Origin of the sequence: Curtobacterium sp. MMLR14_006 (genome assembly GCF_001864985.1) — a bacterium.
Classification (GTDB): Bacteria; Actinomycetota; Actinomycetes; order Actinomycetales; family Microbacteriaceae; genus Curtobacterium.
On sequence record NZ_MJGU01000005.1, the window covers coordinates 98,180 to 113,531 of the forward strand.

The window sequence follows — 15,352 nt, forward strand, 5'->3', positions numbered from 1 at the left end:
CGCGCTCAGCCGGCGAAGTCGAAGTCGGCGCCGAGCTTCCGCAGCTTCGGGATGAAGTGCTCGTAGCCGCGGCTGATGATGCCGACGTTGGTGATGTGGGACTCGCCGTCGGCGGTGAGCGCCGCGATGAGGTGACTGAAGCCACCGCGCAGGTCCGGCACTCGGACGTTCGCGGCGTGCAGCTTCGTCGGGCCGGTGATGACCGCGGCCTGCTCGAAGGGGCGGCGGGCGACGCGGCGGTCGTGGCCGGGCAGGCCCTCCTTGTGCACGACGATGTCGGCACCCATCTCGTTGAGCGCGTCGGTGAACCCGAAGCGGTTCTCGTAGACGGTCTCGTGCACGATGCTCTGGCCCTCGGCCTGCGTGAGCGCCACGACGAGGGGCTGCTGCCAGTCGGTCATGAAGCCGGGGTGCACGTCGGTCTCGATGACGACGGGCTGCAGGACGTCGCGCTCGCGGTAGAAGCGGATGCCGTCCTCTTGGATGTCGAACCCGCCGCCGACCTTGCGGAAGACGTTGAGGAACGTCATGAGCTCCTGCTGCTTCGCGCCCTCGACGAAGATGTCGCCGTCGGTGGCGAGCGCGGCGGAGGCCCAGCTGGCGGCCTCGTTGCGGTCGTTGATCGCGCGGTGCGTGTAGCCGCGGAGCGACTCGACGCCCTCGATGAAGATGACGCGGTTCGGCTCGACCGAGACGATCGCGCCCATCTTCTGCAGGATCGCGATGAGGTCCATGATCTCGGGCTCGATCGCCGCGTTCCGCAGTTCCGTGACCCCGGAGGCCAGGGTCGCGGAGAGCAGGACCTGCTCGGTCGCCCCGACGCTCGGGTAGGGCAGCTCGATGTAGGCGCCCTTGAGGCCGTCCGGGGCCGTCAGGTGGATGCCGTTGACCTGCTTGTCGACGACGGCGCCCATGGCGCGCAGGGCGTCGAGGTGGAAGTCGATCGGACGGTCGCCGATGCGGCAGCCACCGAGGTCGGGGATGAACGCCTCGCCGAGCTTGTGCAGCAGCGGACCGCAGAACAGGATCGGGATGCGGCTCGACCCGGCGTGCGCGTCGATCTCGGCGAAGTGGGCCGACTCGACGTTCGACGGGTCGAGGATGAGCTCGCCGCGGGCGGGGTCGGTGATGCGCACGCCGTGCACCTCGAGCAGCCCGCGGACCACCTTGACGTCGGAGATGTCCGGCACGTCCTTGAGGATCGACGGGGTGTCGCCGAGCAGCGACGCCACCATGGCCTTGGTCGCGAGGTTCTTCGCCCCGCGGACCTCGATGCGCCCCACGAGCGGCTTGCCCCCGCGGATGACGATCTCGTCCGACTTGAGGCCGACGCGCGCCCCTGCGGCCGCTGCGTCCTGTACGAGAGAGTTCACTACTTCACCGGCAATGTCTTCGGCCGCCAACTGGAGCGGCGGGATTCGAACTCCGTGATCGAGGTCTCGTCACGGAGGGTGAGCCCGATGTCGTCGAGCCCTTCCATCAACCGCCAACGAGTGTAGGCGTCGATCTCGAAGGGGACGTCCACATCCCCGAGCGACACGCGCTGCTCCACCAGGTCCACGGTCGCCGACACCCCGGGGTTCCGCTCGATCTCGGCCCAGAGCCGCTCGACTTCCGGTTCGGTCACGATCGCCGTGACCAGCCCCTGCTTGCCCGCGTTGCCCTTGAAGATGTCGGCGAACCGGGGTGAGATGACGACCCGGAACCCGAAGTCACGGAGCGCCCAGACGGCGTGCTCGCGCGACGAGCCGGTACCGAAGTCCGGACCGGCGACCAGGACCTTCGCGTTGTCGTACGGAGCCTGGTTGAGCACGAACGAAGGGTCCTGCCGCCAGCCGGAGAACAGGGCGTCCTCGAAGCCGGTCTTCGTGACGCGCTTGAGGTAGACCGCGGGGATGATCTGGTCGGTGTCGACGTTGGACCGCTTGAGCGGGGCGGCGATGCCGGTGACGGTGGTGATCTTGTCCATCAGAAGGTCCCCTCGGTGGTGTTCGCTGTGTCGGTCACGTTCGCCAGGGCGTCGTCCGTCGCCAGGTCCCACGGGCTGGACAGCGTGCCGCGCACCGCGGTGGCGGCGGCGACGAGCGGCGACACCAGGTGGGTGCGGCCGCCCTTGCCCTGGCGCCCCTCGAAGTTGCGGTTCGACGTGCTCGCGCAACGCTCCCCCGGGGCGAGCTGGTCGGGATTCATGCCGAGGCACATCGAGCACCCGGCGAAGCGCCACTCGGCGCCGAAGTCGGTGAACACCTTGTCGAGTCCCTCGGCCTCGGCCTCGAGCCGGACCCGCGCGGAGCCGGGCACGACCATCACCCGGACGCCGTCGGCCTTCGTGCGCCCCTCGATGACCGACGCGAAGGCCCGCAGGTCCTCGATGCGCGAGTTCGTGCACGACCCCATGAAGACCGCGTCGACCGCGATGTCCTTCATCGGGGTGCCGGCCGCGATGTCCATGTACTCCAGCGCACGCTTCGCGGCGGCCTGGTCGTTCGGGTCCTCGAAGTCGGTGGGCGACGGCACGCTCTCGGACAGCGAGACGCCCTGGCCCGGGTTCGTTCCCCAGGTGACGAAGGGCTCGAGCTCGTCGGCGTCGATGAAGACCTCCGCGTCGAACACGGCGTCGTCGTCGGTCGCCAGGGTGTCCCAGTACGCGACGGCGTCGTCCCAGTCCTGGCCGGTCGGCGCGTGGTCGCGGCCCTGCACGTAGTCGTAGGTGGTCTGGTCGGGAGCGACCATGCCGGCGCGGGCGCCGGCCTCGATCGACATGTTGCAGATCGTCATGCGGCCCTCCATCGAGAGCGCACGGATCGCGGAGCCGCGGTACTCGAGCACGTACCCCTGCCCGCCGCCGGTGCCGATCTTCGCGATGACGGCCAGGATGATGTCCTTCGCGGTCACCCCGGGGCGCAGCGTGCCCTCGACCGTGATCGCCATCGTCTTGAAGGGCTTCAGCGGCAGGGTCTGCGTGGCGAGCACGTGCTCGACCTCGGAGGTGCCGATGCCGAACGCCATGGCGCCGAAGGCCCCGTGGGTGCTCGTGTGCGAGTCGCCGCAGACCACGGTGATGCCGGGCATCGTGAGGCCGAGCTGCGGGCCGACCACGTGGACGATGCCCTGCTCCTTGTCGCCGAGCGAGTGCAGGCGGACGCCGAACTCCTCGCAGTTGCGGCGCAGGGTCTCGATCTGGGTGCGGCTCGTCGGGTCCGCGATGGGGCGGTCGATGGCGAGCGTCGGGGTGTTGTGGTCCTCGGTCGCGATCGTCAGGTCGAGGCGGCGGACGGGCCGGCCGGCCTGCCGCAGGCCGTCGAACGCCTGCGGGCTCGTGACCTCGTGCACGAGGTGGAGGTCGATGTAGAGGAGGTCCGGCTTCCCGTCCTCGCCCTTGACCACGACGTGGTCGTCCCAGACCTTCTCGGCGAGCGTCTTTCCCATCGGCTCGGCCTCCCTCGTTCTCGTGTCGTCGGGCGCCGCTGACGCGACGCTGCGGTGGCAGCCTACCAGGCTGGTATACCAACGTGCGTCCCGGGACGGTGGGCGGTCGGGAGGCCCGGCTCGACTCCCCGACACCCGTCGCGGTGGGAGGATGGTCGCGACATGACGACACCTGCGCACTCGACCCGGACGACCAACCTCGAGGGCGCAGCACGCGCCGCGATTGCCGGCGGCGCCCCGCTCGCCCTGCTCATCGCCCTCGGTCTGCCGCAGTACGCGGCCTTCGGGGTGTTCGCCGGGTTCACCGCGATCTTCGGCGCGACCGAGCCCTACCGGCAGCGCGCCGTCACGACCGGCGTCGCCGGCGGCATGCAGGCGCTGTGCATGTTCGCAGGCATCGGCGTCGGGCTCCTCGGCGCGCCGCTCTGGCTGCAGGCCCTCGGCCTCGTCGCGGTGCTCGTCTTCGCGGTGTGCACGCTCTCGACGCTCCGGGCCATCCCGGCACAGCCGATCTTCCCGACGTTCGCCTTCCTGGTGTCCGCCCTGGTGCCGGCGCAGCCCGCCGACCTCCCGCTCGTCACGACGATCATCGTCTGCTCCGTGGCGTGGGCATGGCTCGTCGCGATGTCCGGCGCCGTGCTCCGTCGGCTCCTGCACCCGCACGCCCCGCACCGGTTCCGCCCGCTCGCCGACCGCAAGCACCGTTCCTTCGCGGTCCTCGGCACCGCGGCGCTGTGGGAGACCGTCCTGCTCAACGTCGTCGGCGCGCTCGCCGCCGGGGCCGTGGCGTCGATGATCCCGTGGCTCGGGCACCCCTACTGGGCGGTCATCGCGGTCGTGTCGACGCTGCCCGCGATCCGGCAGCGCCACACCGTGCTCCGGGCGTTCCAGCGCTTCATCGGGACGATCGGCGGCACGGTGATCGCCGTCGGCATCCTGCTGCTCGAGCCGTCAGCCTGGTGGGTGGTGGTCATCGCGGTGGTCGGCCAGTTCTTCGCAGAGATCTTCGTCGCCCGGAACTACGCCGTGTGCCTGCTCTTCCTGACCCCGCTCGCCCTCGCCGTGTCGTGGCTGAGCCTGCCCGAGGCCCCCGAGCTCCTGGCGCTCGACCGCGTCGCCCAGACCACCCTCGGCGCCGTGGTGAGCGTGGCGCTGCTCGTCGTCGGCCGGGCGATCGAGCGGCGCCGCGGCCGGGCCCTCGGCGCCACGAGCGCGATCCGCACGGTGTGAGCGCCGGCGCCGGGGTGGGCGCCGGGGTGCTGTTCTGCGCGTAGGTGGTCGTTCCGCGCGTCGGGAGCTCTTTCGCGCGTAGGAGGCCGATCGTTCCGCCTCACCACGCGCGTTTCCGCTTCCCATCCCCCGCGCGATGGGAACGACTGCGCGTGGCAGGTCGTTCCGCTCGCGGGAGGCCGTTCCGCGCACGGCAGGCTGTTCCGCGCGTAGGAGGCCGATCGTTCCGCCCCACCACGCGCGTTCCCGCTTCCCATCCCCCACGCGATGGGAACGACTGCGCGTAGCAGGGCGTTCCGCGCACGGCAGGCTGTTCCGCGCGTGAGAGGCCGTTCCGCGCACGGCAGGCCGTTCCGCGCACGGCAGGCTGTTCCGCGCGTCGGAGGCCGATCGTTCCGCCCCACCACGCACGTTTCCGCTTCCCATCCCCCACGCGATGGGAACGACTGCGCGTGGTCGGACGATCCCCGCACGGTCGGACTGTTCGCACTTGGTCGGACAACCTCCGCGGAGTCAGACGATCCGCACCGCATCGCTGCGCCACGCGGCGCCACGCGATGCGACGTCGACGACGAGGACAGCAGGTGCGGACCCGGGCACACCGGGGGCGGGAGGCACGAGACGGAGCCGCCCCGGGCCTCCCGGCCGACCACATGGACCACGGGACCAGCGCGCGCCCGCTACCAGGAACGCGCGCCGTCGCCTCAGTCGCGCGGCTGGATGTTCCAGGCGTCGATGACGGGCCGGCCGTGCTCGTAGCCGAGGACGCTCACCGACGCGGTCGACAGTGCGAGCACGGCGCCGTCCTGCGGGGCGAGGCGGATCCACGCGGCGCCGAGCGCGCGCAGCACGTGGCCGTGCGCGACGACGACGGCGTCGTCACCCTCGGCGAGCACCGGCCGGACCCGGTCGAGGACGCGCTCGACGCGGACGCGGACCTCGGCGGCGGTCTCCCCCGGGGTGTCACCGGCCGGGACGCCGTCGGTCCAGAGGTCCCACGGGCCGTGTCGGAGCACCTTGATCTGCGGGGTGGTCAGGCCCTCGTAGGCGCCGTAGTCCCACTCGTACAGGTCCTCGTCGAGCTCGGGGTCGACGCCGATGAGGCGGGCGGTGTCGCGGGCGCGCTGCAGCGGGCTGGACAGGGCCGTCGCGAACGTGCGGTCGGCGAGGTACCGGCCGGCGCGTTCGGCTTGCTGGATGCCGGCGTCGGTGAGCGGGATGTCGGTGCGGCCGGTGTGCTGACCGCTCTTCGACCACTCCGTCTCCCCGTGACGGACGAGGACGAGTTCGCCGGGGCGTTCCGAGGTCATGTGTTCCTTCCGAGCCAGAGGCCGAGCGCAGCCGCGCCGACCGAGACGACGAGCATGCCGAGGCCGTTCAGGACGGCGAGCCGGGGTCTGCCGGATCGGAGGAGCTGGACGGTCTCGACACTCGCCGTCGAGAACGTCGTGTACCCGCCCATCATGCCCGTCCCGAGCACGGCGACCGCCGGGAGCGGGATGGTCCCGGCCTGTCCGAGGCCGGTGAGCACGCCGAGCACGAGCGATCCGGAGACGTTGATGACGAGGGTGCCGAGCGGGAACCCGGTCACCCGCGCCTTGACGACGCCGTCGAGCACGAAGCGCAGGGCGGCACCGACGCCGCCGCCCACCGCGACGAGCAGGAGTCCGAGGGCCGTCATCGTGCCCGGCTCGCGATCCAGGTGCCGGCCGCGACGGCGACGAGTCCGAGGAGCACCGAGAGCAGGGCGTAGCCGCTGCCGGCTCCCCAGCGACCGGCGACGAGCAGCTGCGCGGTGTCGTCGGCGAGGGTGCTGTACGTGGTGAAGCCGCCGAGCACCCCGGTGCCGACGAACAGGCGGAGCAGCCGTCGCCGGCCGGCGTCGGGACCGAGGCGGGCGAGTCGCTCGAGCAGGAGTCCGAGGCAGAAGGCGCCGACGACGTTGATCGCCAGGATCGCCCAGCTGATGCCGTCGTGCGCTGGGAACGCCTCGGCGAGCGCCGCCCGCGCACCGGTGCCCATCGCGCCGCCGATCGCGACGAGGGCGATCAGCCGCCACCGCCGGTGCAGTGGTCGGTCGTCGCGCACAGCGATCAGGCTAACGGAAGGAGTCGGCGCCGGACGGCCCACACGCACACGCCAAGTCGTATTATGAATAGACACATTGAGGAGCGATGATGCTGTACCAGTCGACCTTCGAGGACCTCCGCGCACGGATCCGGAGCGGGGAGTTCGCCGTGGGCGACCGGCTCCCCACCGAGGCGGAACTCCTCGAGCACTACCGCATCAGCGCCATCACGCTGCGCCGCGCGCTCGACATGCTGCGCGCCGAGGGCTACGTCGCCCGGCGTCCCCGGGTCGGCACCACCGTCGTCAGCGTCGACGCGACCGCTCCGACGGACCCGACCGCGCAGGTCGACATCGGCGTGGTGCTGACGAACTTCGACGACACCTTCGGGACGCGTCTGCTCGAGGGGATGCTCGACGAGGCCGGTACCGGCGCGAACGTCATCCTGAAGCGCACGCACGGCGACCACGACGCCGAGGACGCCGCGATCCGCTCCCTGGCGTCCCGCGTGCAGGGGCTCATCGTGCTGCCGAGCAGCTCTGAGTTCATCCCGCCGGCGGTGCTCGAGCTGCTGCCGGCCGGGTTCCCGGTGGTGATCCTGGACCGGCGGTACGAGGGGATCCCGGTGTCGGACATCTCGACCGACAACATCGCGGCCGGGTCGGCCGCGACCGAGCACCTCTTCGCGCTCGGGCACCGCGCCGTCGCGCTCGTGACGTCGGACAGCCGGGTGACGTCGAACGACGACCGCCGCCGCGGCTGGGTCGGCGCGCACGCGCGCAACGACAAGGCGCTCGACGACGGGCTCGCCTTCCACGACGTCGAGTCGACCCTGCCGGGTGCGACGGACCGTCCCGAGGACGACGTCGCCCGGTTGGTCGCGTTCGTCGAGTCCCACCCGGAGGCGACCGGCTTCGTGGCCGGTGAGTACAACATCGCACTGCTCCTGCGGGACGCCCTGGAGGCACTGGGCAAGCGGGTCCCGGAGGACGCGTCCGTCGTGTGCTTCGACCACCCCGCCGCCACCTTCGACCGGCGCATGTTCCGGTTCACGCACGTGGCGCAGGACCAGCCCGGCGTGGGACGCCGGGCTGTCGAGCAGCTGCTGCGGCAGGCACGGGGCGAGACGGCGTCCCGGAAGATCCTCGTGCCTGCCGAGCTGGTGCCGGGGGCGTCGACGGCTGCGCCGCCTACGCGTCGAGGCGGGCGCGCAGCTCCGTCGCCATCGCGGCGCTGAGCTGGGTCGAGTACGGCACCCGCCCCTCCGCCCGGTGGTTCCAGTCGTTCGCGGCGGGACGGTCGAGCGCCTCCGGCACCGATGCCCACAGCGCGTCGGTGCTCGCGCGGAGGAAGTCGAGCAGCTCGGTACGGCGCGGGTCCTGCTCGGGGAGCCGGTCGAGCAGGAGCCCGAGGTAGCGGTAGTAGACCCCCTTGAACAGCCCTTCGTCGCCGCCGTCCCCCTCCTGCCGGAACACCGTGCCGTCGGACAGCTCCCGCACGGCCGTGACGGCGGTGCGGGCGGCGACGTCGAGCAGCGCTGCGTCGTCGTGCGTCGCGGCGAGCTCGACGGCGGCGCCGACCCAGAGGCCCTGGTTGTAGGTGAACCGCCACTGGGTGTCGACGCGGCCGTCGTCCTCGCGGTTGATCCCGTCCTCGACGAAGCCGTCCTCGCCCACCAGGGTGCGGCGGAGCCAGTCGAAGGCCGTGTCGGCGTAGCGCAGGAACCGGTCGTCGCCGGTCAGCCGGTGCAGGCGGGCACCGAGGATGACGAGCGGCCCGTTCGCCGGGGTGTTCTTGTACGCGAGCTGCTGCTTGCGCCAGGCGAGGCTCTCGCCGCCGCGGTCGTTCCAGCCGTGCTCGACGACGTGGTCGAACAGGGCGACGGCGTCGTCCCGGTAGGCGACGTCCCCGGTGGCGTCGTGCAGGCGGAGCGTCGCGAGGGCGAACCAGAGCATGTCGTCGAAGTAGTCGTTGTACAGGCTCCCGCCGTTGCGTTCGACGATGTTCCGGTGCGCCTGCCGCGCCTGTTCGAGCCGTTCGGGGTCGCCGCTGCGCTCGTGGGCGTCGAGGCGCACGTCGATCAGGTGGGCGAGCCACCAGTAGTTGAACGTGGCGTCGTCGCTGTCGGCGGTGGGCCAGGAGTTGTGCAGGTACTGGGGCCACGGCGCTCCGAAGATCTGCTCGATGCTGTCCTGGATCCGGTCGGCCCGGTCCGTCCAGGTGGCGGTGTCGGTGGCTGCGGTGGTGGTCACTTGCGGTTCTCCTGGAGGATCTGGTCGCCCTGCTTCGCGGCCTGGGCGAGTGCCTGCTCGGCGGTGAGCTGTCCGGACATGAACTTCTCGAGCGCCGGGGTGAGCGCCTTGCCCTCGACGTCGCTGTACCCGGGGACGTCGGGGCGGACCTTCGCGTACTCGAGCGTCTTCACGAAGCCGGCGTACCGGGGGTCGTCGGTGAAGAACGGGTCGTTGGCCGAGGCACGGTTGGCGGGGATCCAGCCGGAGATCTTGGCGAAGTCGACGCCGTTCTCGGCCTTGGTGGCCCACCACTTCTCGAAGGCCCACGCGCCGTCGGCCTGCTTCGCGCCGGTCGGGATCGCGAGGCCGAAGCCGCCCATCACGGCCCCCTTGTCGCCGCCGGGTCCGGCGACGGGCTCGGTGACCGCCCAGTCGAGGTCGTCCGCCTTGTCGAGGTTCGGGACGTCCCACGGGCCGTCGTACTTCATCGCTGCCTGACCGGCGGCGAAGACGTCGTTGCTGTCGCCGAAGCCGTTCGTGTAGACGCCGTCGTCCATGAGGGACTTCCAGAAGTCGAGCACCTCGACGCCCTCGGGGCTGTCGTAGGCGGTCTTCGTGCCGTCGTCGCTGAGCAGCTGCCCACCGGCCTGCTGCAGCCACATCGAGAACAGGCCGGGGTCGTTGAGCATGAAGCCGGACTGCTGCAGCTTGCCGCCCTTGTCGACCGTGAGCTTCTGCGCGTCGGCCTTCAGTTCGTCCCAGGTCGTGGGCGGGGTGAGCCCGGCGTCCGAGAAGAGCTTCTTGTTGTAGACGAGCGAGCGGTTGTCGACGAGCAGCGGCAGCCCGTACAGCTTGCCGTCGTACCGCATCTCGGACAGGGCCTGCGGGTAGAAGTCGTCGGTGTCGACCTTGTCCGACTCGACACGGTCGTCGATGGCCTGCAGGGCGCCCTTCGGCGCGTAGAGCGAGGTCTGGTAGCGGTCCCAGAGCACGAGGTCGGGGACCTGTCCGCCCGCGATCGCGGTGAGGAGCTTCTGCTCGACGAGCTCCTGCGGCACGTACTTGACCGTGTACTCCTTCTGCGAGTCGTTGAACGCGGTGGTCATCTGCTCGATCTGCTTGACCTGGTCACCGGACCAGGATCCCCACATCGTGACCTGCTGGCGGCCGTCGGCACCGGTGGTGCCGCTCGAGCCGGACGAGCAGCCGGTGAGGACGAGGGCCGCGGCGGCGAGGGCCGCAGCGGCTCCGAGGAGACGTCGTGACTTCATTGTCGTGTTCCTTTTCGTTGCGTGGGCGTCGCGCGGACGGCGACGCCGTGGTGGTCGGGTGTCAGACGGTGGGGGGGGCTCTCCCGGAGGTCTCACTTGGTGCCGGCGTGCGCGATGCCCTCGATGATCCAGCGCTGCGCGAGGATGAAGACCACGAGCACCGGGACCATCGTGATGATCGTGCCGGCCATGAGCGGGCCGTAGTTCGTCGTGTAGTTGTTCACGAAGCCGGCGAGCCCGACCTGGACCGTCATCATCTTCGGGTCGTTGAGGACGATGAGCGGCCACAGGAAGTTGTTCCACCCCGCCTGGAAGCTGAGGAGTCCGAGCACGGCCAGTCCGGCCTTCGTGAGCGGGAAGTAGATCGACGTGAAGATGCGGAACTCCCCCGCTCCGTCGATGCGCGCGGCCTCGCCGAGTTCGTCGGGCAGCGACTCGAAGAACTGCTTCATGAAGAAGACCGCGAACGCGCCGGCGGCACCGGGGACGATGACGGCCCAGTACGTGTTGATGAGGCCGAGTCCACCGTTGCCGCTCAGGTCGTTGCCGCCGAGCAGCGGGAAGTGCCGGAGCACCAGGAACGTCGGGATCATCGTCACGATGCTCGGCACCATGAGCGAGGACAGGAACGTGATGAACACCGCCTGTCGGCCTGCGAACCGGAGCTTCGCCAGCGCGTAGCCGGCGAGCGACCCGAAGAACAGGTTCGCGACGGCACCGCCGACGCCGAGGATGAGCGTGTTGACGAAGTACCGCCCGTACGGCACGGTCGTCACGGCCTGGACGTAGTTGTCGACGGTCGGCCGCAGCGGGACGAGCGAGAGCGAGTGCGCGAGGATCTCCCCCGCGGGCTTCAGCGACGTCGCGAGGGTCCAGACGAGCGGCGCGACGGTGACGACGCTGACCAGCACGACACCGATCCACCAGGCGACGGTCTTGACCCGCCCGACGGTGGTCGCCCGGCGGCGGAGCCGCGAGGGCCCGGGCGACGCCGGGCGAGCGGAGATGGCGGTGGCGGTGGCGGAGGCGCGGGGTGCGGTGGCGGTCATCGTTCGGAGTCCCGGTTCGTGAGGCGGGCGTTGATCAGGGAGAACGCGAGGATGATCACGAACAGGACGAACGACAGCGCGGAGGCGTAGCCCATCTGCAGGGATCCGAACCCGCGGTCGTAGATGTAGTAGACGATCGTGACGGTGGAGTTGCCCGGCCCGCCCTTCGTCAGGACGTAGGCCTGGTCGAACACCTGGAACGCGTTGATGATGAGCAGCGTCGACACCAGGAAGGTGGTGCGTCGGATGCTCGGCAGGACCACGTAGCGGAACACCTGCCACGCGTTGGCGCCGTCGAGCCGGGCCGCTTCGCGCAGGTCCGGCGAGACACCCTGCAGGCCGCCGAGGAAGATCATCATGTTGCCGCCGAAACCGGCCCAGACGCTCATCATGACGATCGCGAACATCGCCCAGTGCGAGTCGTACAGCCACGCGGGCCCGTCGATGCCGAACCACCCGAGTGCGGCGTTGAGCAGGCCGTGCTGGGGGTTGAGCACCCAGTACCAGACGGTGGCGGTCGCCACGGTGGACGAGACGACCGGGATGTAGAAGAGCGTGCGGAAGATCCGGACGGCCCGACCGCTGCGGTTGAGCAGCAGCGCGGTGGCGAGCGCGATGACGAGTCCGAGCGGCACGTAGAGGGCCGTGTAGTACACGGTGTTGCGCAGCGCCGTCCAGAAGAACGGGTCGCCGGCGATCCGCGTGTAGTTGTCGAACCCGACCCATCTGAGGTCGCCGATGACCGCGTAGTCGCTCAGGCTGACGACCGCCGCGACGACCACGGGCAGGGCGGTGAAGAGCAGGAACAGCGCGCCGGGCAGGGCCAGGAAGACCCAGGCCGCACGGGTCTGCTGCTTGCGGGTGGCGCTCACCCCCGTGCCGCGTTCGGTCCGGCGACGCTGCGGCCCCGGAGCGCCGACGGCCTCGGCGGCCTCGCCCCCGACGACGGCCTGCGCCTCCGGGGTGGTCACGACGCTCACCGGGTGCTCCGCTCCGGCTGACGGGCGCCGGTCCGCAGGTCCGCCACGTCGAGGACGAACTCGCAGAACATCGCGTTCGCCCACGAGAACCACGGCCGGGTGAACTCGGCGGGGTCGTCGACGTCGAAGGACTCGTGCATGAGCCGGGTACCGGCGTGCGTGGCGCAGAGCTGCGCGAGCACCGCGGCCCGCTCGTCGGCCGAGGTGGACGTCAGACCCTGCACGGCGAGGGCGATCGGCCACACGTTCCGGCCCGGGGTGTGCGGGCTGCCGATGCCGCTGCCGGCCGCACCCGCGTACCAGTACGGGTTCGCCGGGGACAGCACGGCGGCGCGGGTGCGCAGGTAGAGCGGGTCGTCGACCGCGCACCAGCCGAGCATCGGCAGCGACAGCAGGCTCGGCACGTTCGCGTCGTCCATGACGAGCGCCGAGCCGAGCCCGTCGACCTCGTAGGCCAGGACCTCGCCGTGCTCCGGCAGCAGGACTGTTCCGTGCCGGTGGATCGCCGCGTCGATCTCGTCCGCCAGGGCGGTGGCGCGCTCGGCCAGGTCGTGGTCGTCGAGCACGACCGTCGCGATCTCGGCCACGTGCCGGAGCTCGGTCACGGCGAAGGCGTTGCCGGGCACGTTGTAGCCGTGCGTCGTCGCGTCGTCGCTCGGACGGAAGGCGCTCCAGGTCAGGCCGGTCCGGGCGGTCAGCGGGCCGGCACCGTCGCGCACCAGGGTGTCGGACGGCAGCAGCGGATCGGGCCGTTCGAACCGGTAGCCGGAGGCCGCCTCGTGGTCCTGCTCGAGGGTCCAGAGGTCGACGGCGGCCGACGCGACGGCGCGGAAGTCGGCGAGGTGGTCCGTCCGCCCGGTGCGCGACCACAGCGCGTGGGCGAGCTGGATCGGGTAGCAGAGCGAGTCGATCTCGTACTTCCGCTCCCAGACCCACGGGCTCATCGGCGTGTGGTCGTCGGTGTGGCCGGCGCCGTCGGGTGCGCGGTTGAAGGCGTTCGCGTACGGGTCGACGAGCACGAAGGCGAGCTGGCGTCGCGAGACCGCCGCGACCGTGTCGGCCAGTGCCCGGTCGTCCGCGACGAAGTGCAGGTACGGCGTCAGTTGCGCCGTGGAGTCCCGGAGCCACATCGCGGGGATGTCGCCGGTCACCATGAAGGCCGTCCCGTCCGGCATCGCGGTGATGGTCGTCGACAGTGTGTTCGCGAAGCAGTTCGCGAAGAGGTCGCCGACCTCGCTGCCGAGCCGGTCCGTCACCTGTGCTGCGACCTGGTCGACCAGGTCCTGATGCGTCTGAGCCACGTTGCTCCCCTTGACTTCTCTCGGTGTGGCTCCAACTATATTGATTAGCCTCATCCGCGCAAGAAGTAGTTTGAGTATACTTTTTACTGATGCGCAGGGCATCGGGATGAGGCGTGGATCGAAGGAGATTCCATGCAGCACAGACTCGTCGGCCTGCTCGTCGCGGGGGCGCTCGCCACCGCCGGGCTCACCGGGGCCGGTCTCGCGACCGCACCGGACCGGGCCTCCGCGCTCACCACGACCCAGGCGACGGACGCCTACGAGTCGTTCGTCGACACCTACTGGGACCCGGACGCGAAGTACTTCACCACCTGGAGCGACCACCAGGTGCACGCAGAGCACGCCGTCGGCCCGCAGGGCGGCGCGTACACCGACTACTGGTGGGAGGCCCAGGCCTGGGAAGCCGTGATGGACCGGTACGAGCGCGCGCACGACGCGGCGAGCCGGCAGATGATCGACGACGTGTTCGACGGCTGGCGTGCGGCGTACCCGGACTTCCGCGAGAACGACTGGAACGACGACATGGGCTGGTGGGCGCGGGGCAGCATCCGTGCCTACGAGCTGACCGGCGAGGCCCGGTACCTCACCGAGGCGCAGGACATCTTCGCGTACATCGCGCAGTACGAGGACACCACCTACGGCGGCGGGATCTGGTGGAAGAACGTCGACGTCGGCGACGGCACCCGCAACGAGAAGAACGTCGCGACGAACGGCACGGCGGTCTGGACCGCGCTGCGGCTCTACGCCGCGACCGGGGACACCACCTACCGCGACACCGCCGAGCGTCTCTACGCGTGGCTGCAGACGAACTTCGACCGTGACGGCCACATCCGCGACCACGTCAGCGGGACCGGGCAGTTCACCGACTACGACTGGACCTACAACCAGGGCCAGTTCGCCGGCGCCGCCCTGCAGATGTACCTGCTCACCGACGACCAGCAGTACCTCGACCGCGCGACACGTGCGACCGACTGGGCCGTCGACAACCTGACGGTCGCGGGCACCTTCCTGAACGAGGGCACGAGCGACACCGAGGGCTTCAAGGCGATCCTCACGCGCGACATCCGGGCCCTCATCGACGACGCCGGGCAGACCCAGTACGAGGCGGTGCTCACCCGGAACGCCTCGCAGGCCGCGAACCACGTCTCCCCCGAGGGCATCGGCGGTGCGGACTGGGCCGCTCCGACGCCGTCCGTGACGACCACGCCGCAGCTGTCGCTCGGCGCCGCGGCGACCGTCGCGATCACGCAGCAGGCCGTGCCGGACGGTTCCACTGCGGTCGTCGAGGGCGACGGCGTGTACCAGGCCGAGAACGTCGACCACCCGGGCATCTCGACGGAGTCATCGAACACGGGGGCGACCGGCCGCGGGTACCTCGCCGGCTGGAGCACCGCCGGTACCGCGGCCACGTTCCACGTGAACGTCGCCACCGCGGGGCCCCACACGCTCACGTTCCGTTCCGCCGCTGCGGCCGGCACTGCCGTCCGGTCCGTGCGGGTCGGCAACGGCCCCACGACGACCGTGTCGTTCCCGGGCACGTCGTCCTGGTCGCAGTGGACCACCACGACGGTGACGGTCGACCTGGCCGCGGGCTCGAACGCGGTGGTCGTCTCCGCCGGGTCCGGGAACGCGAACTACCTCAACCTCGACGCGATGACCGTGTCGCACTGAGCGCAGCGAAGCAACCCCGGAAGACACTGAGCAGAGCAGAGCGACCCCGGAACGCACGGAACCCCGCCGGACAGGAGTCCGGCGGGGTTTCGTCGTGCTGGTGACCCCAGCGGGATTCG

At 70.6% G+C, this 15,352-nt stretch carries 14 protein-coding genes; 3 read left to right on the top strand and 11 right to left on the bottom strand.

Features of this window, described 5'->3' with window-relative positions; translation table 11 throughout:
• Nucleotides 1–5: 5 nt before the first annotated feature.
• Genes murA through leuC form a run of 3 tightly spaced genes read right to left on the bottom strand, consistent with a single transcriptional unit; the run spans nt 6 to nt 3,429 of the window.
• A complete protein-coding gene (gene murA / locus BIU94_RS02480) occupies nt 6–1,373 on the bottom strand; it encodes a UDP-N-acetylglucosamine 1-carboxyvinyltransferase (RefSeq protein WP_071253857.1) in 1,368 nt (455 codons plus the stop codon).
• Complete coding sequence (leuD, locus tag BIU94_RS02485) at nt 1,373–1,969, bottom strand: 3-isopropylmalate dehydratase small subunit (protein WP_071253858.1); 597 nt, start codon at nt 1,967–1,969, stop codon at nt 1,373–1,375. The genes murA and leuD overlap by 1 nt, the downstream gene beginning before the upstream one ends.
• Nucleotides 1,969–3,429: a 3-isopropylmalate dehydratase large subunit gene (gene leuC, locus BIU94_RS02490; protein WP_071253860.1), complete on the bottom strand. Its 1,461-nt coding sequence runs from the start codon at nt 3,427–3,429 to the stop codon at nt 1,969–1,971. The genes leuD and leuC overlap by 1 nt, the downstream gene beginning before the upstream one ends.
• Nucleotides 3,430–3,591: 162 nt before the next feature.
• On the opposite strand from leuC, the gene BIU94_RS02495 reads away from it, so the two are divergent.
• A complete protein-coding gene (locus BIU94_RS02495; protein ID WP_071253862.1) occupies nt 3,592–4,659 on the top strand; it encodes an FUSC family protein in 1,068 nt (355 codons plus the stop codon).
• 704 nt (nt 4,660–5,363) lie between these two features.
• Here the strand turns inward: BIU94_RS02495 and BIU94_RS02500 are convergent.
• From BIU94_RS02500 to BIU94_RS02510, 3 genes are read right to left on the bottom strand one after another with little or no spacing between them, the layout of a single operon-like run.
• Nucleotides 5,364–5,969, bottom strand: coding sequence for a histidine phosphatase family protein (locus BIU94_RS02500; protein ID WP_071253864.1), 606 nt, complete (start codon nt 5,967–5,969; stop codon nt 5,364–5,366).
• Entirely contained in the window at nt 5,966–6,340 is a 375-nt protein-coding gene (gene crcB / locus BIU94_RS02505; protein ID WP_071253866.1) for a fluoride efflux transporter CrcB, read from the bottom strand. Before crcB ends, BIU94_RS02500 begins: the two co-directional genes overlap by 4 nt.
• Complete coding sequence (locus BIU94_RS02510; RefSeq protein ID WP_071253868.1) at nt 6,337–6,747, bottom strand: CrcB family protein; 411 nt, start codon at nt 6,745–6,747, stop codon at nt 6,337–6,339. Before BIU94_RS02510 ends, crcB begins: the two co-directional genes overlap by 4 nt.
• A gap of 86 nt (nt 6,748–6,833) precedes the next feature.
• Here BIU94_RS02510 and BIU94_RS02515 point away from each other — a divergent pair, with 86 nt between their 5' ends.
• Nucleotides 6,834–7,964, top strand: coding sequence for a GntR family transcriptional regulator (locus tag BIU94_RS02515; protein WP_071253870.1), 1,131 nt, complete (start codon nt 6,834–6,836; stop codon nt 7,962–7,964).
• Here the strand turns inward: BIU94_RS02515 and BIU94_RS02520 are convergent.
• The 5 genes from BIU94_RS02520 to BIU94_RS02540 all read right to left on the bottom strand — a co-directional run bounded on the left by BIU94_RS02520 (nt 7,918) and on the right by BIU94_RS02540 (nt 13,562).
• Nucleotides 7,918–8,979, bottom strand: coding sequence for a glycoside hydrolase family 76 protein (locus BIU94_RS02520; protein WP_071253873.1), 1,062 nt, complete (start codon nt 8,977–8,979; stop codon nt 7,918–7,920). The genes BIU94_RS02515 and BIU94_RS02520 overlap by 47 nt on opposite strands.
• Nucleotides 8,976–10,232, bottom strand: a complete 1,257-nt coding sequence (locus BIU94_RS02525; RefSeq protein WP_071253875.1) for an ABC transporter substrate-binding protein — start codon at nt 10,230–10,232, stop codon at nt 8,976–8,978. The genes BIU94_RS02520 and BIU94_RS02525 overlap by 4 nt, the downstream gene beginning before the upstream one ends.
• A gap of 92 nt (nt 10,233–10,324) precedes the next feature.
• On the bottom strand, nt 10,325–11,281 hold the full coding sequence (locus BIU94_RS02530; protein ID WP_083404535.1) for a carbohydrate ABC transporter permease: 957 nt from the start codon (nt 11,279–11,281) through the stop codon (nt 10,325–10,327).
• Nucleotides 11,278–12,261, bottom strand: coding sequence for a carbohydrate ABC transporter permease (locus BIU94_RS18180; RefSeq protein ID WP_302846887.1), 984 nt, complete (start codon nt 12,259–12,261; stop codon nt 11,278–11,280). The genes BIU94_RS02530 and BIU94_RS18180 overlap by 4 nt, the downstream gene beginning before the upstream one ends.
• Nucleotides 12,258–13,562, bottom strand: coding sequence for a glycoside hydrolase family 125 protein (locus BIU94_RS02540; protein ID WP_071253877.1), 1,305 nt, complete (start codon nt 13,560–13,562; stop codon nt 12,258–12,260). Before BIU94_RS02540 ends, BIU94_RS18180 begins: the two co-directional genes overlap by 4 nt.
• 132 nt (nt 13,563–13,694) lie before the next feature.
• Here BIU94_RS02540 and BIU94_RS02545 point away from each other — a divergent pair, with 132 nt between their 5' ends.
• Nucleotides 13,695–15,233 carry a glycoside hydrolase family 76 protein gene (locus BIU94_RS02545; protein ID WP_071253879.1) on the top strand — a complete coding sequence of 513 codons (1,539 nt, stop codon included), beginning with the start codon at nt 13,695–13,697 and terminating at the stop codon, nt 15,231–15,233.
• The last annotated feature ends 119 nt before the right edge of the window (nt 15,234–15,352 follow it).